The sequence below is a fragment of the Cellulosilyticum lentocellum DSM 5427 genome, from assembly GCF_000178835.2.
GTDB lineage: Bacteria > Bacillota > Clostridia > Lachnospirales > Cellulosilyticaceae > Cellulosilyticum > Cellulosilyticum lentocellum.
This window is the reverse complement of the sequence record NC_015275.1, coordinates 2,277,638-2,303,311: the sequence shown is the minus strand read 5'-3', so window position 1 is coordinate 2,303,311 and position 25,674 is coordinate 2,277,638. Positions and strand designations below refer to the sequence as shown.

21 protein-coding genes and 1 other annotated feature are annotated in these 25,674 nt (G+C 34.3%); of the genes, 3 read left to right on the top strand and 18 right to left on the bottom strand.

Annotation, left to right across the window (positions count from 1 at the left end):
* Positions 1-59: 59 nt before the first annotated feature.
* From CLOLE_RS10505 to CLOLE_RS10470, 8 genes are all read right to left on the bottom strand, one after another.
* Complete coding sequence (locus CLOLE_RS10505; protein WP_013657091.1) at positions 60-1,217, bottom strand: phosphoglycerate dehydrogenase; 1,158 nt, start codon at positions 1,215-1,217, stop codon at positions 60-62.
* A gap of 11 nt (positions 1,218-1,228) precedes the next feature.
* The gene (gene serC, locus CLOLE_RS10500; RefSeq protein ID WP_041712959.1) at positions 1,229-2,308 is read right to left on the bottom strand and encodes a 3-phosphoserine/phosphohydroxythreonine transaminase; all 1,080 of its coding nucleotides are present in this window, start codon (positions 2,306-2,308) and stop codon (positions 1,229-1,231) included.
* Positions 2,309-2,503: 195 nt separating this feature from the next.
* Positions 2,504-3,439 (bottom strand): ornithine carbamoyltransferase, encoded by a 936-nt coding sequence (argF, locus tag CLOLE_RS10495; protein WP_013657089.1) that lies wholly within the window; start codon positions 3,437-3,439, stop codon positions 2,504-2,506.
* A 207-nt stretch (positions 3,440-3,646) separates the two neighbouring features.
* Complete coding sequence (locus CLOLE_RS10490; RefSeq protein WP_013657088.1) at positions 3,647-4,375, bottom strand: pseudouridine synthase; 729 nt, start codon at positions 4,373-4,375, stop codon at positions 3,647-3,649.
* Between the two features lie 9 nt (positions 4,376-4,384).
* Positions 4,385-5,746 carry an RsmF rRNA methyltransferase first C-terminal domain-containing protein gene (locus tag CLOLE_RS10485; RefSeq protein WP_013657087.1) on the bottom strand — a complete coding sequence of 454 codons (1,362 nt, stop codon included), beginning with the start codon at positions 5,744-5,746 and terminating at the stop codon, positions 4,385-4,387.
* Between the two features lie 57 nt (positions 5,747-5,803).
* Entirely contained in the window at positions 5,804-6,493 is a 690-nt protein-coding gene (locus tag CLOLE_RS10480; protein WP_013657086.1) for a metallophosphoesterase, read from the bottom strand.
* 17 nt (positions 6,494-6,510) lie between these two features.
* Complete coding sequence (locus CLOLE_RS10475; RefSeq protein WP_013657085.1) at positions 6,511-7,470, bottom strand: TIGR01212 family radical SAM protein; 960 nt, start codon at positions 7,468-7,470, stop codon at positions 6,511-6,513.
* A 1-nt stretch (position 7,471) separates the two neighbouring features.
* A complete protein-coding gene (locus CLOLE_RS10470) occupies positions 7,472-8,389 on the bottom strand; it encodes a M14 family metallopeptidase (protein WP_013657084.1) in 918 nt (305 codons plus the stop codon).
* 190 nt (positions 8,390-8,579) lie between these two features.
* Between CLOLE_RS10470 and CLOLE_RS10465 the strand changes: the two genes are divergently transcribed.
* Entirely contained in the window at positions 8,580-8,801 is a 222-nt protein-coding gene (locus tag CLOLE_RS10465) for a DUF378 domain-containing protein (protein WP_013657083.1), read from the top strand.
* A gap of 185 nt (positions 8,802-8,986) precedes the next feature.
* Positions 8,987-9,400, top strand: coding sequence for a hypothetical protein (locus tag CLOLE_RS10460; protein WP_013657082.1), 414 nt, complete (start codon positions 8,987-8,989; stop codon positions 9,398-9,400).
* 63 nt (positions 9,401-9,463) lie between these two features.
* Here CLOLE_RS10460 and CLOLE_RS10455 read toward each other — a convergent pair whose 3' ends face one another.
* Positions 9,464-11,422 (bottom strand): alpha-amylase family glycosyl hydrolase, encoded by a 1,959-nt coding sequence (locus CLOLE_RS10455; RefSeq protein WP_013657081.1) that lies wholly within the window; start codon positions 11,420-11,422, stop codon positions 9,464-9,466.
* Positions 11,423-11,607: 185 nt separating this feature from the next.
* Positions 11,608-11,804: a binding site (T-box leader), on the top strand.
* 61 nt (positions 11,805-11,865) lie between these two features.
* On the opposite strand from CLOLE_RS10455, the gene tyrS reads away from it, so the two are divergent.
* Entirely contained in the window at positions 11,866-13,089 is a 1,224-nt protein-coding gene (gene tyrS / locus CLOLE_RS10450; RefSeq protein WP_013657080.1) for a tyrosine--tRNA ligase, read from the top strand.
* Between the two features lie 71 nt (positions 13,090-13,160).
* Here the strand turns inward: tyrS and CLOLE_RS10445 are convergent, their stop codons facing one another.
* The 9 genes from CLOLE_RS10445 to polA form a co-directional block, all read right to left on the bottom strand.
* Positions 13,161-14,420 (bottom strand): AI-2E family transporter, encoded by a 1,260-nt coding sequence (locus CLOLE_RS10445; protein WP_013657079.1) that lies wholly within the window; start codon positions 14,418-14,420, stop codon positions 13,161-13,163.
* Between the two features lie 19 nt (positions 14,421-14,439).
* Positions 14,440-15,900 (bottom strand): aminoacyl-histidine dipeptidase, encoded by a 1,461-nt coding sequence (locus CLOLE_RS10440; RefSeq protein ID WP_013657078.1) that lies wholly within the window; start codon positions 15,898-15,900, stop codon positions 14,440-14,442.
* 23 nt (positions 15,901-15,923) lie between these two features.
* Positions 15,924-17,282 carry a PFL family protein gene (locus CLOLE_RS10435; RefSeq protein WP_013657077.1) on the bottom strand — a complete coding sequence of 453 codons (1,359 nt, stop codon included), beginning with the start codon at positions 17,280-17,282 and terminating at the stop codon, positions 15,924-15,926.
* A gap of 56 nt (positions 17,283-17,338) precedes the next feature.
* Entirely contained in the window at positions 17,339-17,608 is a 270-nt protein-coding gene (locus tag CLOLE_RS10430) for an ACT domain-containing protein (RefSeq protein ID WP_013657076.1), read from the bottom strand.
* 15 nt (positions 17,609-17,623) lie between these two features.
* A complete protein-coding gene (locus CLOLE_RS10425) occupies positions 17,624-19,687 on the bottom strand; it encodes a cell division FtsA domain-containing protein (protein ID WP_083801258.1) in 2,064 nt (687 codons plus the stop codon).
* Between the two features lie 11 nt (positions 19,688-19,698).
* Positions 19,699-20,532 (bottom strand): DUF4931 domain-containing protein, encoded by an 834-nt coding sequence (locus tag CLOLE_RS10420; RefSeq protein ID WP_041712957.1) that lies wholly within the window; start codon positions 20,530-20,532, stop codon positions 19,699-19,701.
* A gap of 171 nt (positions 20,533-20,703) precedes the next feature.
* Positions 20,704-22,302 (bottom strand): peptide ABC transporter substrate-binding protein, encoded by a 1,599-nt coding sequence (locus CLOLE_RS10415; RefSeq protein ID WP_013657073.1) that lies wholly within the window; start codon positions 22,300-22,302, stop codon positions 20,704-20,706.
* The gene (coaE, locus tag CLOLE_RS10410; RefSeq protein WP_013657072.1) at positions 22,299-22,910 is read right to left on the bottom strand and encodes a dephospho-CoA kinase; all 612 of its coding nucleotides are present in this window, start codon (positions 22,908-22,910) and stop codon (positions 22,299-22,301) included. Before coaE ends, CLOLE_RS10415 begins: the two co-directional genes overlap by 4 nt.
* A 10-nt stretch (positions 22,911-22,920) precedes the next feature.
* Positions 22,921-25,569: a DNA polymerase I gene (polA, locus tag CLOLE_RS10405; protein ID WP_013657071.1), complete on the bottom strand. Its 2,649-nt coding sequence runs from the start codon at positions 25,567-25,569 to the stop codon at positions 22,921-22,923.
* Positions 25,570-25,674 lie beyond the last annotated feature (105 nt).

The window sequence follows — 25,674 nt, the reverse complement described above, 5'->3', positions numbered from 1 at the left end:
AAAGGAACTAAGAGTCCTCTTAATTCCTTTCTTTACCTTCTAAGTTTATATATGACTTATTATTTAGTTAATATACGTACTTTAATGACATTATCAACACTTTCAATTCTTTGAATATCCTCCTCAGAAATGCTAGTGTCTGTATCAATTAAAGTATAGGCATAGTCACCACGGCTTCTATTAGTCATATCTTGAATATTGATACCTTGTTCAGCAATAATAGCTGTAATTTTACCTAAAATTGCTGGCGTGTTTTTATGAGCAATAGCAAGTCTAGCGCTTGTATTCCAAATCATAGAACATTCAGGGTAATTAACAGAGTGCGTGATATTTCCTTGTTCTAAATAATCTTTAATTTCTTTAACTGCCATAACTGCGCAATTTTCTTCAGATTCTTCTGTTGATGCGCCTAAATGAGGAATAGCAATAATGTTTTCTTGATTAAGAACATCTTCTACAGGAAAATCTGTCACATACTTAGCTACCTTACCTTCAGCAATGGCTACCTTCATATCCTCATTTTGAACAAGTGTATCTCTAGAGAAATTAAGAACAGCTACGCCTGTCTTCATTTTATCAAAAGCTTCTTTATTGAGCATGTGTTTTGTGCTATCCAAAAGAGGCACATGTATTGTAATATAGTCTGCTTCAGCATAAATTTCATCTAAAGTATTAGCATGCTTAATATGACGTGAAAGCCCCCATGCAGCATCTACTGAAATATAGGGATCATAGCCGATGACTTCCATTCCTAAAGCTTGTGCGGCATTAGCTACCATAACACCAATAGCACCCAGACCAATAACACCTAGCTTTTTACCAAGAATTTCTCCACCGCCAAAAGCACCCTTACCTTTTTCTACTGTTTTAGCTACATCTGATTCTAAGGTTTTAGCCCAATTAATGCCATCTACAACTTTTCTAGAAGCAAGTAAAAGACCACACAGTACTAACTCTTTTACTGCATTTGCATTAGCTCCTGGTGTATTAAATACAACAATCCCCTTTTCTGCATAAGCTTCAATAGGAATGTTGTTAACACCTGCTCCCGCTCTAGCAACAGCTTTAACACTTTCTGGTAAAACCATATCATGCATTTTTGCACTTCTTACAAGAATGGCATCAGCATTATTTAATTCATCAGATACCTTGTAAGCATCTCCGAGTAACGCTAAACCATTTTGTGAAATCTTATTTAAAGTATGAACTGTATACAAAACGTTCCCCCCTAGTTTTCACTTTCAAATTTCTTCATAAACTCTACTAATTTTTGTACACCTTCAAGTGTCATAGCATTATAAATGCTAGCACGCATACCACCTACACTTCTATGTCCTTTTAGATTTACAAAACCAGCAGCTGTTGCTTCTTTTACAAATTTAGCATCTAGCTCCTCATTACCTGTTACAAAAGTAACATTCATTAAAGAACGGTCTTCTTTATTGGCTGTTCCTTTAAACATTTTTGATTCATCTAAATAGTTATAAAGCACTGCTGCTTTTTCTTTATTTCTCTTTTCTAAAGCAGCTACTCCACCTTGTGCTTCAATCCATTCGAACATCAGTTTAAGCATATAAATACCATAAGTTGGTGGTGTATTATACATGGATTCATTTTCTACCATTAATTGATAATTAAGCATTGATGGTACAGTTTCTTTGGCATGGCCAACAAGGTCTTCACGAATAATAACTAGTGTTACACCTGCAGGTCCTAAATTCTTTTGTGCGCCTGCATAAATAATACCAAAACGACTTACATCAACTTGTTCTGATAAAATACATGAAGACATATCTGCTACTAATGGCACATTACCAGTATCAGGATACTCATGATACTTTGTTCCATAAATCGTGTTATTAGCACAAATATAAGCATAATCTGCTTCTGAATCAAATTGATCTTTTGTTACTTTTGGTATGTAAGCGTATTTATCTGCTTTTGAAGAAGCGACAACATTAACTTTTCCAAACTTTTGAGCCTCTTTAAGTGCTTTAGATGCGAACATACCAGACTCAATATAATCAGCTTTATATGAATTTCTCATTAAGTTTAATGGAATCATGGCAAACTGAAGGGATGCACCACCTTGTAAAAATAACACTTTATAATTGTCAGGAATGTTCATAATTTCTCTGAGTTTTGCTTCAGCGCCTTTGATAATTGCGTCATAAGGTTTCGAACGATGACTCATCTCCATAACACTCATACCGCTATCTCCATAGCATACAAGTTCTTTTTGAGCTTTTTCAAGTACTTCTAGTGGCAATGCACCAGGTCCTGCTGAAAAATTAAATACACGCATGATACCCCTCCTATAATTTTAAAAATAATCTCCACATTATATCTAATGTTTATAAAATTATATTTAATTTATTAAAAATAGTCAATGTAAAATTTTACACATAATTTTAACATATGATTTTTTGTCATAACACAGATTCATATTTCCTCTAGATTTTTGTCTATTTATACAGTTTTTATATCATTGCATTGTTTCAGATTAGCTTAAAGTTGCTACCATGACAGCTTTAATAGTATGCATACGATTTTCTGCTTCATCAAATACAACAGAATAACTACTTTCAAACACCTCTTCCGTCACCTCATAGCCCTTCACTGCAGGCAAGCAATGCATGAAAATCATGTTTGGATTTTCAACTTTTGCAATAAGCGCCTCATTCACTTGATAAGGTTTTAAAAGTGCAATGCGTTCCTTAGCTTTATCTTCTTCTCCCATAGAACACCAAACATCTGTATAAATCACATCTGCACCTTTCACGGCTTCAACAGACTCTGTAATTTCTACTTTGGAACCAGAAAGCTTTGCATAACCCTCACAAACTTTCACATGGTTTTCTTCTGGCCATAAAGATTTTGGTGCAATAATCGTAATATCTACTCCCATCTTTGTGCAACCAATTAATAAGCTATTGCCCATATTATTACGTCCATCTCCTATGAAAACGAATTTCTTTCCTTTTAGTTCGCCTAGATGTTCTTTCATAGTCAATAAATCTGCTAAAATCTGTGTTGGATGATACAGGTCTGTTAAACCGTTATAAACAGGTACACCACTGTACTTAGCTAAATCAGTTACAACTTCTTGTGAGAAACCTCTGAATTCTATAGCATCAAATAAGCGCCCTAATACACGTGCTGTATCAGCTACACTTTCTTTATGACCTAATTGAATGTCATTCTTTCCTAGATATTCTGGATGTGCACCTTCATCTACACAAGCTACAGTAAAAGCACAACGTGTACGTGTAGAAGGTTTTTCAAAAATAAGAGCTACATTTTTTCCTGTAAGTAGGTCTCCTTTTATGCCCATTCTTTTTTTATTTTTTAATTCGCCTGCTAAAGTTAATAAGTAATTAATTTGTTCTGACGAAAAATCATGTAATGTCAAAAAAGATTTTCCTTTTAATCCAAACATTTTTATTCCCCCTTAAGTAATCTTTATAAATATATTTATAATTATACATACAATTAATAAAAATTCAACTTTTTATTAATAAAAACTTTTTATACTTCTGTTGAAATAAACGGCCTACTCTCTAAATACTAAAAACACCTTTTCTTGAAAGCTTTATAAACAAAAAATGATTAACATACTTAACTGTCTGCTAATCATTTTCTTAACTTATTGAGTTTGTGTAAGTAAATCCAATTCTTCTTTTGTAAGGGTGCGGTAAGTCCCTAAACTTAAATCTTCTGGCAATTCAAGTCCACCCATTTTAATACGTTTCAAATAGACGACTTCTTTTCCAACTGCCTGAACCATACGTTTTACCTGATGAAACTTTCCTTCGTGGATAGTCACATAAATTTCTGATTCCTCATCACTTCTGATAATTTCTAGTTTTCCTGGTGCATACTTTGTACCATCAGTTAAAGCGATTCCTTCAGCAAACATTTTTATGTCCTCTTCTGTCATTTTGCCAGCCACCCTAGCATAGTAGACCTTATCAACATGACGTTTAGGAGAAAGTAAACCATGAGCCATCTTGCCATCATTTGTTAAAATTAGCAGGCCTTCCGTGTCTTTATCTAGTCTTCCTACTGGAAAAACTTCTTTATTCTGATCTCTTTCCTCTAATAGGTCTAAAACTGTTTGATCACGTCCATCTTCTGTTGCTGTAATATAACCTCTAGGTTTATTCAGTATAAAGTGATAAAACTCTTGGTAATCCATTCTTTCACCATTTACTTCTACTACACTTGTTAGAGAGTTAACAGCTGTTTCGGGTTTTATAATGACTTGGCCATCTACCTTAACTTTTTTACCTCTGATTATCTTTTGAACGGTACTACGAGTACCATAACCTACATGTACTAAATATTTATCTAAACGTATCTTTTTTCCACTCATTTTTTCCACCTATACCATTCTCCAAGTTGCTGGATATTGATTTTTGAGCCTTCCGTCTTGAGCCTTTACCCATCCTAAAGGCTGATCATCTACACAAATAACATGATACCCTTTATGTGCCTCATGTAAAAGCGTTTCTCCTTTTAAATAACGTATAACTTCTTCGTCTGTACTTTTATAACAAATAGTATTTTTAAACATTTCTTTTCCATAAGCTAACACTAAGGCATGCCCTGGATCAAAACGCTTATTTTTAATTTCACCCAGTAATACCCCACATCTAATCACACGAATACCCATTAAAGGTGGATTGTCTGATGGGACTTGGTATAATTTTCCCTTAATTTCTACAACAGGTAAATCCTCAGGTAAATAGGTTTGTTCCTTTAAAAAGGCGTACGCTTCAGAATAATCCTTTAATCTTTTATAAAGCTGTGGTTTATATGATAATTCATGATTTTTATTTTCACGCTTTAATAAACAAACGAAATGTCCTTCACCTTCTATATGATGAGGCCATAATCTTAATGCTCCCTTTAAACTAGCTGGAGCATCTATCCACTCAGGTTTACCTTCTTGTATTCCTCCTACAGGCAATAACGGCACTACCTTAAAATCTGAATGCTTTTTTAAAAACGCACCAATCATCCCTTCATTTTCTTCAGGTGAAAAAGTACACGTAGAGTATAATAACATACCATCAGGTTTTAACATAGTAGCGGCATCTTCTAAAATAGTTTCTTGAAGCCTCATACAATAATCAACACCATAATTCTCCCAACTTTTAACTGCAGTTTCATTCTTTCTAAACATACCTTCTCCTGAACAGGGGGCATCAATTAAGATCTTATCAAAATAACCTGGCCACTTACTAGCAAGTTTCTCAGAGGTTTCACTCGTAACAATAGCTTGCCTAGCACCAAAGTTTTCTAGATTCTTCAAAAGCGCTTTCGCTCTTGAAGCACTGATATCATTAGATACCAATACGCCTTTCCCTTCCATACGTGCTGCTATTTGTGTACTCTTTCCTCCTGGTGCTGCACATAAATCAAGTACACGATCTCCAGGAACAATTGGTAAATAAGCGCCTGGTGACATAGCACTTGGTTCTTGTATATAATAAAGGCCAGCATAATAGTATGGATGTTTAGTCGGTTTCTCTTCCTTGTCATAGTAAAAACCTTCTTTACACCATGGGACTTCTTTTAAAGTTGCAAAGGGATTTATTGTTTCCCATTGTTCTAAATCTACCTTTAATGTATTAATACGAATCCCCTGATATTGAGGTAAATGATAAGAAGCTAAATAATCCTCATATTCATCTTTTAACAACGCTTTCATCTTTACTGTAAAAGTTTCTGGTAACTTCATTTTCTCTTCTCCATTATTGATATAGTATCATTACTTGTTAGGTCTTTAAGTATAGGCTTATACTTCTCCTAAATAAAGTGGATCAAATTGCAAATAATCAGCCGATACAAGCTCATAAGTAATTCCATCATACACACCTCTTAGACTTTGTCCCCAAGAAATTTCATCATGCAAGTGACCATAAATCACTTTGGTTACGGGGTAACCGGTTAATTTCTCTATTAAAGAGGAGGTATGCTCCTGCTGAGTAGTTGGTGGATAGTGAAGCATCACCCATATTTCCTTTGCCTCTTTTGCTGCTTTAAGAGAAAGATCTAATCTCATTAGTTCTCGTTCATATATTCTTGAATCTTCCTCTGTAAATGAGGATGTATTAGGACTAATCCATCCTCTTGTCCCACAAATAGCTACCTCTCCTATTCGATAAGCTGTATTTTGCAAAAAAACAATTTGTTTATAGTACTCATTCAGCTTTTTAGGTCGATCCCACCAATAATCATGGTTTCCTTTAATACAGATCTTTTTGCCCGGAAGCGCTTCTAACCAATCTAAATCGACTTGTGCTTGTTGAAAACGCATTGCCCAAGATATATCTCCAGGAATAAGCACCACATCTTCATAACTAATATTCTTTCTCCAATTCTTTTCTATGCGCTTGTAATGATTTTCCCACCCAGCACCAAATATGTTCATAGGCTTATTAGCGTTAAAGCTTAAATGTAAATCACCAATAGCAAATATCTTCATGACCTTCTCCTACCCTACTATAAACTTAAACAACTGTTAAAACGCTTAAGAGCCTTCCCATTTAAATAATTGCATAGATCGCCTTGCTTATAGCCATGCTTTTCCATAGTAGCTACAACATCATCATGTATTTTCCACCAACTGGTATTCCAGTTAGCATATAAAGTATGCTCTTCTGGTGCTCTTCCTATAATACGCTGTACGACAATATCAGGTGATAAATATCTTAGAAATGTAATCACTCTCTCCTTATAGCTTTCTAAATCTATAAGTTCTAATTCACCTTTTTCATAAGCAGCACCTAAAACGGTATTTTTGACAATGTACAACGCATGTAATTTAACATAATCACTTTTTAATGCACTCATACATTTGGCTGTTTCAATAACATCTTCCATTGTATCCCAAGGTAAATCTACAATAATATGGGTACATAAAGTAAAAGGATAAGCTTTAATCTGCATAATAGCATCTAAATATTCTGCCAAACTATGCCCTCGATTAATGATTTTTAAAGTATGATAATTAATTGTTTGTAATCCTAACTCTATACATACTTCCTTCTTATAGGTAGTGGCCCACTCATGTAATGCATCTAAATAAGCCTTATTAATACAGTCAGGTCTTGTTGATACTGAAATACCTACACTATCTGGATGATTAAGTTCTCCTAATACCTTTTTAAAAGTGTCAAGAGGCATATACGTATTACTGTAGTTTTGTAAATAAGGAATAAAATATCTTGCCTTATATTTATTTTTAATTTTTTCAATGTTTTTTTCTAACTGCTCTGCAACACTTTCTTTACTACTACGCATTTCATATCCGGCACCTACGTCTCCGCAAAAAGTACATCCCCCATAAGCCACTGCTCCATCACGATTAGGGCAAGTAACTGGTAAATGGATTGGGATTTTATAAACCTTATCTCCATACTTTTCTTTTAAATAAGTTGAATATTTATAGTAAACTTCCAAATCAAATGACTCCTTCTCTTATGTCCTTTTGCGCACATTTGATAATAGGCCATGTACGTCTTATGATACTTTCTGCCTGACTAACTGAAATGGGATTTTCTCCTATACCACATTCAATTGTAAAGCCAGGTTTTTTATAAGTCGCTATAAACCAATCTTTATATCCACCAGATGATGCCGCTTCTTCTGGTTCATCTAGTAAATAGCCACTTGCTTCGGAAAACATTATAGCATATTCCTTAGCTGTTGGCACCTCAACATTCCCATAATTCCAATAGATCACTTCTCCTTGAGTATGATAAGCTAAGACCATATCATATAATCGTTTTCTGGTGAGCATTGCTAAAGCCTTACTTTCTGGTTCACTCTCGGGTGTCATACCAGCATAATACGCATAGCTTGGTCCTTTTTTTTCACTATTTTTCTTATAGCTTGCAAAATCTGCATCATAATTTCGATTTAAGTCTACCCCACGTATATTAGCTTTCCATCTTGAAAAATTATCAAACCCCTCATTCATTTTTAATAATTTTTCTTTTTGCTTAGTATAAATAATGGACTGTAGACCATATAAAGAAAGTTCAACGCCATCAGGATTAACCATTGGAACAAAGTCAAAATTGATTTGTTCTAGTTTTACTTGTCCAATCCTTACTTCTTCACAAAGCTTTTCTACGGATTTCATTACAATAAAACTAGTTACCCATTCATTGGCATGATGACTACCATTGATATGTATTTTTCGTTTTCCATTACCTAAGTGAATAAGATAAAGGGGACGTTCCATAACACTTTTACCTATCATTTGTACTTTTAAAAAGGGATACTGATTTTCAAGTGCTTTTAATTGCTGTAACATGATTAGATAACTATACATTTGATTTTCTAAATAAACAAGACCTTTGGAAATATATGACATACTTTTCTCCTTACTTTGTTTATTTTATTTATATGGGCTATCAAATAACTTTATGTACCTACCATCTTATATTTTGGTAATAATATCCATACCTTATCACAGCGTATAATGAATAAATTTTGATAATATACACATAATACAAGTATCATCTTGCTTTGCTATAAAATATCAGAAAGGTGGTTACTTCATTATGAAATCTAGAACTTGGGATTATATTGCAATTACACTTATTATCATCGGTGCAATTAACTGGGGACTTATTGGCTTTTTCCAATTTGACTTAGTAGCATTTATCTTCGGTGGTATGAGTTCATGGGTAAGTAGAGTTATTTATGCGGTAATTGGTATCGCAGGTCTTTACTGTCTTACACTTTATGGACGTGTTTACGATCAACCTTATTCCAATAATTAATATGTTTTACTAGAGCCACTTTTTCTAAAGTGGTTTTCTTTTTATTATCTGAAGTCTTTTATCATTTATACCTATATCAAATCATAAAGCTTAAAAATCATTTTACTTTTTTCCTAAAAAAAGAGGTATTTTGAAAAAGAAATTGAATAAATATAATAATAAAAACTATTTAAGAGGTGATGTGTATGATCAAAATTATAACAGGTCAAACAGGCGAAGGTAAAACAAAAAAAATGATTGAAGCTGCCAACCAAGCTGTAACACACATTAAAGGTCATGCTGTTTATATTGACAGTACTAATACTCATCGTTATGCCCTATCTCATCAAGTACGTCTTATTGAAGCCTCTACCTTTCCTTTAAAATCCCAAACAGATTTTTTCGGTTTCTTGTGTGGTATTTTATCTGCTAATCATGATATTGAAATTGTGTTTATTGATGAACTTGTAAAACTTACCCATTGTTGCATTGACGACTTGACTCAGCTATTTGATCGTATTAGGGAACTCTCCGATAAATATCAAGTTGAATTCATCATTGGTACCTCCTGTTCCCATGGAGACATTCCAGATCATCTTACCCCTTATCTAATTGCTTAATGAAAAGTTGAGGGGCTATTATAATGTAACGTTTAATCGTTCATTACAATAGCCCTTTTTATTCTATCCTATCTTTTTATGATTTATTTCTTTAAAAAAACAAATACTATACGGCTTGACCTCATAATTTGTTTCTTCTATTATTTCTTCATTAATAATATCTTCTATTTCCTTATAAGCTGTATCAATCACACGGCACCACTTCTTATTAGAAGGAGGCATTTCAAATCTTAAACTTTCATAGTGGCTATTTGCCACTAAAAATAAACTTTGATCTCCTTCAATAAAACAAGCAATACTCTTTGAGTAATAAGACCAATCCGGCTGATTATACCGTATACCGTGCCAACTTATTTTATAGTTATTTTTATCAGCTGTTTTAAAATAGTCTAGACTTTTTCTGAGCGCAATTAATCTTTGGACAAATAAATACTGCGATTTAAACGTTGTTACTCTTTCCCAATCCATCCAAACAGATTCATTATTTTGACAAAAAGCATTATTATTACCTCCTTGTGTGCGTCCTATTTCATCTCCCATAAGAAGCATAGGTACCCCTTGGGCAAGAATAAGTAAGCACATTAAGTTGCGCATCCCCCGTTTTCTGGCTTCTAAAATATTGGTATCTTCTGTCGTTCCTTCCACTCCCCAGTTGTAACTATAGTTAGCATTGTGTCCATCTCTATTTCCTTCCCCATTAGCTTCATTATGCTTATCATTATAAGATAACAAATCCCACATAGTAAAGCCATCATGAGCTGTAATGAAATGAATCATATGAGAAGTCCCTTTCGTTAGATCTGTAAAATAGACTTCTTTTCCCTGAATACAATCAGCCAAGGCTTTTATCTTTCCTTGGTCACCTTTCACAAATTGTCTCATGGTATCTCTAAAGTAGTCACTCCACTCTCTAAAAGGATAAGGCATTCTTCCTACATCATAACTCCCTTTTGCATCCCAACTTTCACTAATAAGTTTAACTTTTCCGAGTAAGGGATGCTCAGCAATCTCATTAAGCAACGATGTCTTAATCCATCTACCACATTCATCCTGACCTAAAATAGAAGCTAAATCGAAACGAAAGCCATCTACACCGACTTCCTCACTCCAATAAACTAAACTATCTATAATGAATTTTTTTACGATGCTATGATTCGTATTTAAAGTATTTCCTGTTCCTGAACAATTTAAAAATTGCCCTTTATCATTGTACTTGTAGTAGACTTTAGGAGCGAGGTATTTAAAATGAAAAGCTGTTCCGTCTTCCCCACCTTCACCTGTATGATTATATACTACATCTAATATAATCTCTAGGCCCTCTTCATGAGCTTTTTCTACTAAAAGTTTAAATTCATCAATAGCTTTTGAACTCTCTTTACTTACACTAAACCTCTCATCTACACAAAAAAAACCTACTGGATTATAGCCCCATACATCCTCTAGGAGTTCCCCTGTCTGTGGATTTCTATTTTTTAAAGTATAGGCATTCCACTTAAAAATGGGCAAAAGCTCTAACGTCGTTACACCTAATTGTTTTAAATATGGTAACTGTTGCATTAAGCCTATAAATGTCCCTCTTTTTTCGTTAGAAAGTGTCTTATTATTCATCGTAAAATGTCCTACATGCATTTCATAAAGAATAGTTTCTTCCCATGGAATCTGCGGTTTAGGGAGATGATACCTATTAGTTTTCTTTATGATATTTCGCCACTCTCCTTGAAAAAAGAATGTTCCTTTAGCATACGGATCCATAATAGACGGAGAATATGAATAATCTTCGTGAACGATACGCCATACATAAGCCATTCCTTCTTTTAAACCCTCTATCTGTATACTAAAAACATTATCCTTTTGATAGGTTGCCGCATCCATAATAACTTTAGTAATAGGTACAATACTTCGTGCTTCCTCGTATATTTCTAAAAGCATTTTTGAAGCTATCGTCGTATAGACACCTAAATGAGTCCTCATTTCTGTAAAATGACATCCTATTACGGATTGCCCTACAGATGAACCATACATATACTTAACCTCCCATTTAAACCCAATCGCTGTTTATCATTCACTGATTATTAATTATTATACTCTTAATATTTTGAAGTATATGGTTTTATTTTGCAAGGTAATTTATTATTTTATCAAAACTTTTTTACTCCCTCTTGAAAATCAAAAATGTCTATGTTAAGATAAGCATTAATTAAATAGTCATAAAAACGATGATAAAGTCTTAGTAGTAAACTAATGTATGGGTTCAGCGAGTGTGTGGTTGGTGTGAACACATCCCTAATTATTTATGAATTACAACTTTGGAGTTGAATTATTTCGGTTGTCGCCGTTATCGACTTGAGGCAAACTTACTTGGTTTGTGAATTAAGGTGGTACCACGGGTTATCTCGTCCTTATTGGATGAGGTAACCCTTTTTGTTGTTTTTATGATAACCATTTATAACATAGGAGGCAAAGTAATGAATGTATTAGACATTTTAATGGAACGTGGGTTTATTGAACAAATGACTCATGAAAAAGAAATTAGAGAGCTTTTAGAAAAGGAAAAAGTTACTTTTTATATAGGTTTTGATCCTACCGCTGACAGTCTTCACGTAGGTCACTTTGTAACCGTTATGGCTATGAGCCATATGCAAAAAGCCGGTCATAGGCCTATTGCTCTTTTTGGTGGTGGAACTGCTATGGTTGGTGACCCTACCGGAAAAACAGATATGCGTAAAATGATGACAACAGAAATAATTGACCATAATGTTGCATGTTTCAAAAAGCAAATGTCACGTTTTATTTCCTTTGAAAATGATGAAGCGATTATGGTTGATAATGGAGATTGGCTACGTAACCTCAACTATATTGATTTTTTAAGAGAGGTTGGTGTACATTTTTCTGTTAATCGCATGCTTACTGCTGAATGTTTTAAACAACGTCTTGAAAAAGGATTATCATTCCTTGAATTTAACTATATGCTTATGCAGTCTTATGACTTTTTAGAACTCTATCGTCGTTTTAATTGTAAGTTGCAATTGGGTGGCAATGATCAATGGTCTAATATACTAGGTGGTGTGGAATTAGTTAGAAGACTTCATGGAGACCAATCCTTTGGTATGACTTTCTCACTATTAACTAATAGTGAAGGTAAAAAAATGGGTAAAACAGAAAAGGGTGCTGTTTGGCTAGATCCTGAAAAAACATCTCCTTATGAGTTTTATCAATACTGGAGAAATGTAGCTGATACTGATGTTAAGCGCTGCCTATCTCTTTTAACTTTTATTCCTATGGATGAAATTAATAGCTTAACAGCTGTAGAAGGTTCTGCAATCAATAAAGCTAAAGAACGTCTTGCTTTTGAAGTTACTAAAATTGTACATGGTGAAGAAGAGGCTCTCAAAGCTGATACAGCCGCAAAAGCTCTTTTCTTAGGTGGTGCTCATGGTGGTTCTATTCCTACTACAGAAATAAATACCGCCGACTTCGAAACAGGTATGGATATTCTTTCTTTATTACAAGAAACAAAGCTTGTTCCTTCTCGTTCTGAAGGTCGTCGTTTAGTCACTCAAAATGGTATCAAACTAGATGGTGTGGCAATAACAGATCCTAATAGCCTCATAACTTTAGACTACTTTAAAGATAATGAATTAATGATTCAAAAAGGCAAAAAAGTATTCCATAAAGTTATTTTAAAATAATAGACTCACAAAAAGACACCTTATTATTCCTTAATGGTTATAATGAGGTGCCTTTTACTTTTTATATGTGGTTATTTCTCTTTTATTTCTTCTTTGGCCTGAGAGGCTATTTCCTCCTCTAGTACTTCTTCTCCATCTGGAAACAGTTCTGTTACGTATCTGAGTAAAACTAATCTAATGAAAGCTGCCACTGGTACACCAATAAGCATTCCCATTAAACCAAATAAATTACCACCAATTAAAATCGCTAATAATACAATAACCGGGTGAAGTTTGACACACTCTCCTACTACTTTAGGGACAATAATCCATCCATCTATTTGCTGAATGATCAAAATAGCTATTGCTCCATAAACAGCTTTCATTGGATTAGGATCTAGAATGCCAATAATGATGGCTAAAATAAAACCTACAATAGGTCCAAAATAAGGAATCAAATTGAATATGCCTGCAATAACACCAATAATAATAGCAAAGTCCAGCTGAATAACTGTTAAAGCCAAGCTTGTTAATACAGCTACAATCATTGCATCAATAATTTGCCCTCTAATATATCCTGAAAAAACATAGTCAATGTCATGACAAAGTACCATAGTATGTCTATAAATTTTAGGTTTTAACAGTGTGTAGCTGGCTTTTTTAACTACAGCAATGCAACGCTGTTTATCTTGAAGCAAATAAAAAGCTATAACGAAAGCTAACAAAAGATTCATAGTATTTAATCCTATGGTGGTTAAGGAGTTTAGAAATTGGTTAGACAATCTTAAAACAAAATCATTAATAGCACTATAAACCTTCTGCACAATTCCTTCTTGTCCTCTCAAAATCCCCATTTCATTCGTAAACCGATTGACGCCCTCTAGCATATTTTCAAAATAAGCTAAATAGCGATTGATACTTTCTTTGATTCCAAGCAAGGAAAAGTTGCCTGCAATAGCTTCTATATTCATTACTATGATTAAAATGAACAAACCTAATACCATAATAACTGTTAAAAATGTAAAAAGCGTTGGCACAGTTCTCATATGCCAACGCTTTGGATGATTTAAATCACTTTCGGCTTGGTCTTTCTTACTATGAAATAGTTCTTTTCCTTTTATCTTATGGCATCTATTTTCATAAAACTCCACAATCGGATCCAAAAGGTAAGCAATAACAAACCCCAAAATAAGCGGTTTTAATAACCAATAAATAAGCCCAAATACTTTACAAATAGCAGCCCATACCTCCTTAAAATGAAGTACGGCTAATATACCAATGACGGTTACTAGACATGCTCCTACAGCATATGCCGCTATTGTAAAATAGCGATTATTTTTTTCGATTTTCATAGTAAGTAGCCTCCCGTATTTAGTACGCTACTAGGTTTTCCAAAAGTTTAACAAGATATTCATAAACGCGAGCCATAGAAGAAATACTTGCCACTTCTTGTGGTGAGTGAATATGTTTCACATTAGGCCCAAACGAAATCATATCAAGGCCCGGTAATTTCTCAGCAATAAAACCGCATTCAAGTCCAGCATGAATAGCTGTCATGATAGGTTCCTTACCGTACATCTTCATATAAAGTTCACCTACACATTCTCTAATACGAGATTTTTCATTATATTGCCATGCAGGATAATCACCTTTTACTTCAAATTTTAAATTAAAAGCTCGGCTAAAAGCTTCTAATTTTGCAAGTAACTCTACCTTGCGAGAAGCAACACTGCTACGCACTGCACTTCCTAATTCGATGCGGTCACTATGCATTTGTAAAATTCCCAAGTTAAGTGATGTTTGAACTAACCCTTTCATGTGTTGATCGTAACCCATAACGCCATTAGGAAGCATTACAAGAATATCTATGAGTCTATTTAAACAATCGTCTATTAGCACCTCTTTAGGAACTGCAACTTCTTCTAATGTAAGGCAAATATGTTCCTCTTGGGCACTGTATTCTTTTTGAAATACCTCTACCATTTCATAAGCTGTAGCTTTCAATGTCTCTACTTGTTCTTTTTTAACGGCTATAGTCACTTCACATTCACGAGTGATCACATTATCCTTAGACCCACCTATTATTTCAGCTAGTTTGAAGTCTATTTTACTTTTTAAAGCATATAGCATACGCCCCATTAAAATATGTGCATTGGCTCTTTCAAAGTGAATATCCGCACCTGAATGCCCACCTTTTAAACCATTTAAAACTAAACGATAATACACTAATTCATGACTAGCTGCTTCTTTATCTAAAACCATGGTCAGATATGCCTTGGCACCACCTGCACAGCTTAATAAAAATTCACCTTCTACATCTGTATCTAAATTTAATAGCACCTTACCTGATAAGTACTCAGGATGTAAATGAGCAACACCGCTCATGCCACGTTCTTCATCTGTAGTCATTAAACATTCAAGTGCAGGATGCTTAAGGGTATCGTCTGCTAAAACTGCCATTTGATATGCAATAGCAATACCATTATCAGCACCTAACGTTGTTCCTTTGGCACCGATCCAATCCCCTTCTATATAAAGCTCAAGACCATCTTTTTCAAAATCATGTACCGTTTCTTTGTTTTTTTCACACACCATATCTAGATGTCCCTGTAAAATCACTGTTGGTGCATTTTCATAACCTGGGGTTGCAGGCTTTTTAATATAGATGTTATAAGCTTCATCTTGCTTTACCTCTAATCCAAGATCAGTAGCAAATTTCACCATATAATCACTAATGACTCTTTCATTTCCTGAACCACGTGGAATGTTACTAATTACTTCAAAATACTCAAATACTTTCCTAGGCTGTAATGCTTTTAAAACGTCTGACATAAGTATTTCTCCTTTTAACCAAATTAATTTTTAAAACTATGAATAGGCGCTGGTATTCTACCACCTCTTGCTATAAAGGCATCACATTTATAGTTATTAACTGGCATAATAGGTGCATAACCTAAAAGACCACCAAACTCTACTTGTTCGCCTACACCCTTCCCAATAACTGGAATAATTCTAACAGCTGTCGTTTTAGCATTAATCATACCAATAGCCATCTCATCAGCTAAAATTCCCGAAATAGTAGCTGCACTTGTAGCTCCTGGAATAGCAACCATATCAAGCCCCACTGAGCACACACAAGTCATAGCTTCTAGTTTTTCGAGTGTAAGAGCACCTCTTTCAGCTGCTTTAATCATAGCGTGATCTTCACTTACAGGAATGAAAGCACCACTTAATCCACCTACATAAGATGAAGCCATAACGCCACCTTTTTTTACGCAATCATTTAAAATCGCAAGGGCAGCTGTTGTTCCTGGTGCCCCAGCACTTTCGAGCCCCATTTCTTCAAAAATCTCAGCAATACTATCTCCTACCGCTGGAGTTGGGGCTAAAGATAAGTCGATAATTCCAAAAGGTATATCTAATATGCTAGACGCCTCTTTGGCTACCATTTGCCCTGCTCTTGTAATCTTGAAAGCTGTACGTTTAATAGTTTCACATAAAGTTTCGAAATCAGCACCTCTTGCAGTCTCTAGTGCTTTTTTTACAACACCCGGGCCACTAACACCCACATTAATAACGGTATCTCTTTCACCTACACCATGAAAAGCACCTGCCATAAATGGATTATCTTCTGGTGCATTACAGAAGACAACTAGTTTAGCACAACCAATGCTACCACGGTCTGCTGTACGCTCTGCGGTTAATTTAATAATTTCACCCATACGTTTAACAGCATCCATATTAATACCTGTACGTGTTGTTCCTACATTCACAGATGAACATACATTCTGTGTTACCGCGAGTGCTTCTGGAATAGACTCTATAAGCACATTATCTGCATTTGAGCATCCTTTATGCACAAGAGCCGAAAAACCCCCAATAAAGTTAACACCTACGGTTTGTGCCGCACGGTCTAAGGCTTTAGCAATAGGTACATATGAATTAGCTTTAGTAGCTCCACCTACTAAAGCAATAGGTGTAACTGAAATACGTTTATTAACAATAGGAATGCCATACTTCTTAGAGATTATTTCTCCTGTTTCTACTAAATGCTCAGCTTTGCTTGTGATTTTTTCGTAGATATTATCACATAGTTTATTCATATCATCTGATATACAATCCATCAAATTAATACCCATGGTAATGGTACGAATATCTAAATTATCTTCTTGAATCATTTTATTGGTTTCTTGCACTTCATATCTTGAAATCATGGTTTTTATTCCTTTCTTTTTGAAAACACCTTCTCACATCATTTCCCCTGAATGTTTTAAATACGGTGCATATTGTCAAAAATATCTTGATGCTGAAGACGAATGTCTACGCCAATCTCCTGTCCTAATGCAACAAGTGCATCTACCACTTTCTCAAAATCTTTTTCTATTGCCGTAATATCTACAATCATCATCATATTAAAGTAATCTTGAACGATAGTCTGTGAAATGTCTAAAATATTAATATTTTCACCACTTAAAAAAGTACACACCTTTGCAATAATCCCTACTTTATCTTTTCCTACTACTGTAATAATCCCTTTCATTTTCCTATCCTCCTGTTATTTCTTCCAAAAAATTTTAAGTACATCCCCATCTTGTAAAACATCTGTTAAAGCACCAGGTTGACCATTTCTCTCTAACTGAACTGTTCCTTGAGGTTTACTTAAATCAAAATCTATAAAATCAAATATACTCGCAAAAATGTAATCGGACTCTTTTTTAGGCAAAGCAACAGTCTTATCATTTGCAATAATATACAGATTTTCACTCATTACTTTCTCTGACACCCTACTACTTTGATGAGATTCTTCTATTATTGGTGTCTCTTTTTCTTCAGGTATCCTTCTTTCTGTTACCGATGCTGCATTTTGTTCCTGCATCCCCTTCACTTTTGTATCAATAAGCAAAGCATCTCCATCTTTTAGGACATAATCTAAATTAACTGGTTCAAAATCAACTGTAATCAGTTTATTTTTAGGATCTATTGACATAGCTTCTAAAAGTTCTGCTACTGTTTGAATCGATTGTACTTCAATTAAGTCATTTGACATAATCTCATAATTCCCAGAAACAATATGACCTCCAACCTTTACTAAGGGCAAAGTCATATTTTTTCCTTCTATACTTATTTTCTTTTCTATTTTACAGAAGTCTGCCAAATTTGCTTTACCAGGTGTCCCATTTACACCAAATTCTACCTGAATTGTATCTCCGTCTTGAATATGGTCATGAATGGTTGCAGTTTCACCATTTAATAAAATAGAAGCTGGTATACCATTCTCCCCTTTAATGCGCCTTCTTTCACCGTTTAATTTGAACATTAATGTCTCACCTTTTTTAGGGAATATGGCTGTATGTTCTATTCCCATAGCTACAATAGCATCTAATACGGTTAGCTTCTTGGCATTTAAAAGCTGTACTTTTTGACCATTTAGATTAACGAATGTAAATTGACTATATTTATTTTGTATCGTCGTCATACAAATGCCTAGTGGTGTAATCATTTCAGGACTATCAATCATGCCAATTTCATCTTTTATATGAACCAAGTGTGTCGTACTACGAACGGCCACTCTTTGTTCTGCTAACTTTAAATGCTGAGCTAGACGAGTAGTAAAACCAAACATCTGGCTGCCTCCTCCTACACAGAACACAGCATTAGGTGGATTATTACCGTTGAGTTCCACAATCTTAGTTGCAATTTGTAAGGTAAGTGTATCAATTACTGGTGCCATTACCTTTTTTAGTTCTTTAGTCGTTATTTTTTGAGTAAGTCCTAAGATATCTGTAAAAGTAATACTCTCTTCATTTAAGGCTTGTATTTTGATACGTTCTGCCGTTTGAAAATCAACTAAGTATTTATGTATAATCGCTTCTGTTACTTCATCACCAGCAGTAGGAATCATTCCATAAGCTACAACACTTCCTTCTTTTGTAATGGCAATATCAGAAGTGCCTGCCCCTATATCTACAAGAGCAAGATTAAGTAATCTAATTTGTTCTGGAATAACTGCATTAATAGCTGCAATAGGTTCTAAGGTCAAATGGCTAACTGCGAGTTCAGCTCTCTCGGTTACCGCATATAGGCTATCAATCACTTGTTTAGGTAAAAAAGTAGCTATCAGCTTTGCACCAATACTATGACCTTTATGTCCTTCTAAATTAGCCATCACATAATCATCTAGAAAATATTGTATAACCGAATACGCAACACAGAAATAATCTGCATCTGTATTTTCACTTTGTTGCATTGCCTTCGCTTTTTCTACACCTTCTAGTTCCAAATGATGAATATGATTTAAGTTAAATTCTTGGACATCTTCATAATTTTGAGCTACATTTACAATTTGTGTACTTAAAGCACGACCAGCTGCTGCTATAGCTACTTCTTTAAGTTCTAATTTCAAGCGTTTTTCTAAAGCTGTTTTAACTTCATAAACCACCTTAGATACCTTTTGAATATCATGAATTTGCCCATCCATCATAGCTCGTTCTTCATGAGCCATGCATTCATAGTCTACCAAGACAAATTCATTACCTTCCTTATAACCTACCACACCTATAACGGTACGGGTGCCAATATCTAAACCAAAGCAAAGTGTATCTCTTATATAGTCCTTCACGCGTACATCACCTATCCCTGTAATAGTTGTTTTATTCTTAAAGCATATTGTTCCCTATCTATCATTAAAATATGGCAATGGGTAGCAATTTCAAAACCTGCAATATGACCTATTCTCATCATTAATTTAATATGAAAGTGGTATTGCCACTCCCCTCTTAAATCACCACTCATCATACAAATATTAAAAGCACCCTCTGGCAAAAGGATATCGTAAACCATTAGTAATTGTTTGAGTAAGTTTCCTAATTCTACTACTTCCTTTTGTACTAACTCTCCAAAGTGTTGTCTATGACTTTTAGGTACTAACCAAATTTCGTAATTAAACTCAGGGTTTGGTGGTATAATAAGCCTCCACAATGAAGTTTCTTTTATAAGAATTGCCTCTTTTAAATGATTTCTTTCACATAAAAAGCATGGGCTTTCTTTTTGTTTTTGATATTTTTCATACTGTGAAATCATGCCATAAGGAATCTTAGTCATAGCTACTAATTGCCAGTGGGAATGATAAATACTGGCTCCTGCTAGAGAGCCATGATTTTTAAAAATTTGTATAAAAACTATTTTTTCATTCTTGCTTAGTTGTTGCCATCTTTTTTGCATCATTAAAAGTAATACCTGCCAATGCTCTGGAGAAAAATCTTTAGGATGCTCCCAATGATTAGCTGTATCAATAATGACATCATGTAAGCCTGCATAATCACCTTGAATGGGTATAACAGGATATTTATTTGCTAAAATGCGTACAAGAAGCTTTTCTCCTTCCCATACTTCATCATAAATCACTTCTAACTCCTTTTCATTTTCCTTGCAAAATGGACAAGCTTCATTCTGCTTTCCCACCATAGGGCGGTTTATTCTTGACGGAGCAACAATGCTATCATTAAAAAAAATAGTTGCGATATTTACTCATAGGCCATCGCCTTTCTTTTTACCATTTTACACTATAGTTATTTAAATTTAAAGTAATAATATGCATAAAATCAAAAGAACAAGGCATCCCTTGTTCTTTTGATTTTATTTTCTAGTCCATTTTTCTACATTAGCAAAAATATTTAATGGTGTAGGTTTAATGTCACCTTGAATTTCATTATGGGTAATTAAAACAGATTTTTTAAAATACAAACTAATATAAGGTGTCTGTTTTACAAAATATTGTTGTAATTTTTGATAAGCATCTATTGCTGCTTCAGGTGTTGCTAAAAAAGCCTGTTGCAATAGCTCATCCATTTGTGGATCTTTATAACTTGTATAGTTTTCCCCATTTAAAATACTAGATGAATGAAGAGCAAAACTTAAATCTGTTGCATAACCTAACTGATAACCTCCTAAAAAAGCATCAAATTGCTTTGTCTGAATACGTTCTAAATAAGTGGTTTCATTTACGGCTTCTACCTTAAGATCGATACCTATTTCTTTATAAATAGTTTGTATTTGTTTAGCAACTTTCATGCGATCTCGATTTTCTTCATTAACAAGTAAGGTAAAACTAAGTGGCGCACCATTTTTACTCAAAAATCCAGTATTTCCATCTTTCTCATAGCCTTCTTGAGTAAGTAAAAGCTTAGCTTTTTCTTTATCATAACTTTTTATTTCCAATGTTCTATCATATAAATAGGAAATAGGACTAATAGGTGTATCTGTTACAACCGCATGGTCAAGATAAAAAAGATGAACCATTTCCTGTCTGTTAATGCCATAAAGTAATGCTTCCCTAATAGCTGCATTTTGAAATAACACTTTGTTGTGATTAACTCCCATGAACTCATAAACAGGAGATATCATCTCATATGCCGTGGAAGCTTCATCATTAATATATTTACCCCATTCCGTTTCCTTAGTATAGATTACATCAATTAACCCCTGCTTAAAAGCATATAACATACTTTGTTGATCTGGAATAAAGTTGATTTGTACTTCCTCAATTTGTGGTTTTCCTTTAAAATAACCTGGATTTGCTTTGAGCATAATAGACTTAGCTGGCGTGGTACTTTCATACATATAAGGACCGGAACCTACTGGTGTAATATTTAATGTATCTTCACCTGATACGTTATAAATATGTTCAGGTATAACAGGGAAAAATAAGGTTTGTAACACGCCACTATAACTCCCTTTATAGACGAGTTTGAAAGTCGTATCATCCAATTTCACCATTTCTTGCAAGTTAGCTACTGTATCTTTATAAGGACTATCAGGAATAGCTTTTATTTGATTCAATGTATATAGTACGTCATCCGTTGTAAGAGACATACCATCATGCCACTTTATATCTTTCTTTAGGGTAATGGTTATAGCTGTATTACTTTCATTAACCACCCAGGATTCCGCTAAATTACTGCTAATTGTTCCGTTTTCTTCAATATTAATAAGTGGACTAAATATAAGGTATAAGGCTTGTTCTACTGTTTCTTGTGTATTATAAAGAGGATGTAAGGTAACTGGTGTATCCATAGCAATCACCATGCGGTTATCAGGTGTTTTAGGCGCTGTTGTTTGCTCTACTTCTACTTCATTAGGCTCCTGTTTGCCTTCCGCTAGTTCTCCTCGTCCACAACCAACTAACGAAAACGCTAATAAAGTCATAACACCTATTATTTTATGCCACTTTTTCATCCTATTTCCTCCTCCTCAAGTGCAATTAAAATTTGCTGAATTTGCATTTTAGTAGCTTCTAAAGAAATACTGTTATCGATGATATAATCAGCTACCCTTTCTATTTCTTCCCACTCTTTTTGTGCTTTAAGCCTGCGAATCATTTGTGTTTCATCAATGCCATCCCGCATCATAACACGTTTGGTTCTCTCCGATACTTCTGCATAAACAGCAATCACTACATCCGTCAATTGAATCAAACCGCTTTCGATTAAAAGAGCAGCTTCTAAAACAATATGTTGACTAGGTGCTATTTGCTGATAACTCACTATACGCTCCTTAATAATCTCTGTAATAAGTGGATGTGTAATGGCATTAAGCTTTTCTAAACGCTCTGGATTTCCAAATACCATTTTACCTAAACGCTCTCTTACAATTTCTCCACTTTCATCTAAAATAGACTCACCAAAAGCTTTTATTACTGGCCCATACCCCTTTTGGCCTTTTCGTAAAATTTCATGACCAATTAAATCTGCTGATATACTATGAATAGGTTTTATTTCATTCATCAGTGCTACCACTGTTGATTTTCCCGCACCTATTCCCCCTACTATTCCAATCACTTTCATTTCTAATCTCCTATTTTACTGCTAACCAATTGGCCCCCTGATGTACATCTACTACAAGTGGCACGCTTAAATCAGCTGCATGTTCCATCTCTTCTTTTAAAAGTTTTTTAACAATTTCAACTTCATCTTTATGGGCATCAATTAAAAGTTCATCATGAACTGTTAAAATAAGTTTTGACTTAAGACTGTGTTCTTTAAGTTTTTGATGTACACGAATCATAGCAATCTTAATAATATCAGCCGAGGTTCCTTGAATAGGTGTGTTCATAGCAACACGCTTCCCAAACTCCCTCATATTATAATTGCTTGCTAATATCTCTGGAATCTCTCTTTTTCGATGATATAAGGTTTCTACATAACCATTTTGCATAGCGAAATCAATAATCTCATCTAAGTAGGCTTTAATACAAGGATATTTTTCAAAATAGCCATCGATATATTTTTGAGCTTCTTTTTGGCTAATTTTAAGATCCTCTGACAATGCAAAGGCACTAATACCATATACAATACCAAAATTAACAGCTTTTGCATTACTACGCTGCATACTTGTCACGTCTTCAAAAGGCACATGAAAAACTTGCGAAGCTGTTAGTGCATGAATATCAATATTTTCTTTAAAAGCTTTGATAAGCGTTGGATCTCCCGACATATGGGCAAGCACTCTTAGTTCGATTTGAGAATAATCTCCATCTAAAAAAATATGGTTTTCTGAGCTAGGTACAAATAGCTGACGAATTTTCTTACCCATTTCAAATTTAACAGGGATATTTTGTAAATTAGGTTCTGTGCTACTTAAGCGTCCTGTAGCTGTAATAGTCTGATTAAAGGTAGAATGAATCTTATTTTGTTCAGTTAGTACATTTAACAGCCCATCTACATACGTGGATTTTAATTTAGCATACTGACGGTATTCTAGAATCTGTGCCACAATAGGATAGTCATTTTTTAAAGCTTCTAACACCTCTGCTGCTGTAGAATAGCCTGTTTTCGTTTTTTTAGCACATGGAATACCTAGTTTTTCAAATAAAATAACGCCTAATTGTTTAGGTGAATTAATATTAAAACTTTCACCAGCTGCTTCATAGATAGAAGTTGTCAAAGTATCTAATAACCCCTGTAATTCTTCTCCATAACTTCTGAGCCCTTCTGGATCTACTTTAATTCCCTCAACCTCCATATCAAAAAGAACATCAATAAGTGGCATTTCTATATCATAAAATAATCTAGTCATGTTTTGTTCTTGAAGTGCTTCTTTCATAGCTTCTGTTACACTTAAAGCTAACTGCGACCTCTTTCCTAAATTATTTATACGTTCCTCATCTTCTAGCTGTAACCATGTTTTTTGGCTCTTTCCTTTCCCTAATAGGTTTTCTAAATTCATTAAGCTTTGTTTATTAATGAAAAGTTCTTCTAGTTCTGCTAGATCATAGCTTTTATTAGTTGGATGTAATAAATACGCTGCAATGAAAGTATCAAAGCAAACACCATTTAATCCCAATCCTACTTTTAAAAGTTCATGTTTGAAATTTTTACTATCATGAACGATTTTTTGATAAGTCGCACTTTCTAGAAACTCTATCAAAACAGCTTTAGCTTCTGTATCTGTTAAGTCCCACTCACTATACCCTACTCGCTCTCCTATAGCAACACCCAAACCTAATGTATTATCTTCTACAAAATAAGCTATCCCGACCATTTGGTCCTTGCTTTCCTGTAAAAACTTTTCAAAATCTGTTGTCTTCCACTGCTCTACTTTAACTTCTTCTGCTTCTGCTATAGCTTCATTTTCCATCTTGGGTAGTTTTGTTAAAAGGGACTTAAGCTCTAAATCTCTAAATAGTGCTGTTGCTTCACTATCTAGAGCTAAATCAAACTCAAAATCGCTCCATTTATAAACTAAGGGAACATCACAAATAATAGTAGCCAACATTTTACTGTCCCTAGCATCCTGCGCATAAGTCATTAAATTTTCCTTAAGTTTCTTTTGTGTAATTTGATCCACCTGATCTAGAAGATTCTCAATACTACCGTATTCCTTAATAAGTTTAATAGCTGTTTTTTCACCAATACCTGGTACTCCTTTAATATTATCAGAAGCATCTCCCATAAGCCCTTTAACATCCACAAAAGCTATTGGTGATACACCATAGGTTTCTACAACGTCTTTGGCAAAAAAGCTTTCGATTTCTGTTCCTGTCTTTTTTGTACGAGGTATCTTAATCTCAATCATATCCGATGTAATTTGGAATAAATCTCGATCTCCAGACACAACAGTTACTTGCATCCCTGCTTTTTCTCCAGCTTTAGCCAAGGTCCCTAAAACATCATCTGCTTCAAAACCTTCTTTTTCAATAATGTGAATATGCATTGCTTTGAGTACCTTTTTAAGCAACGGAATCTGTACCCTAAGCTCTTCTGGCATACCTTTTCGATTCCCTTTATAATCTGCTGAAAATTCATGTCTAAAGGTTGGTACACTTAAATCAAAGGTAATACCTAAGTAATCAGGTTTTTCTTTTTCCATAATACTTAACATCATATTTAAAAAACCATATATCGCATTGGTATATTGACCGCTTTTATTCGTTAATAAAGGCACCCCATAAAAGGCACGGTTGGCAATACTATGCCCATCAAATAATAATAATTTTTGTTTCATATAGCACCTCATTCATTTATTTAAAAGTAGTATAACATATTTTCCCTCATCTCGTTATGTTAAACCATAAGTTATTCATTTTCTTTTATAGTATACCCTATGTGC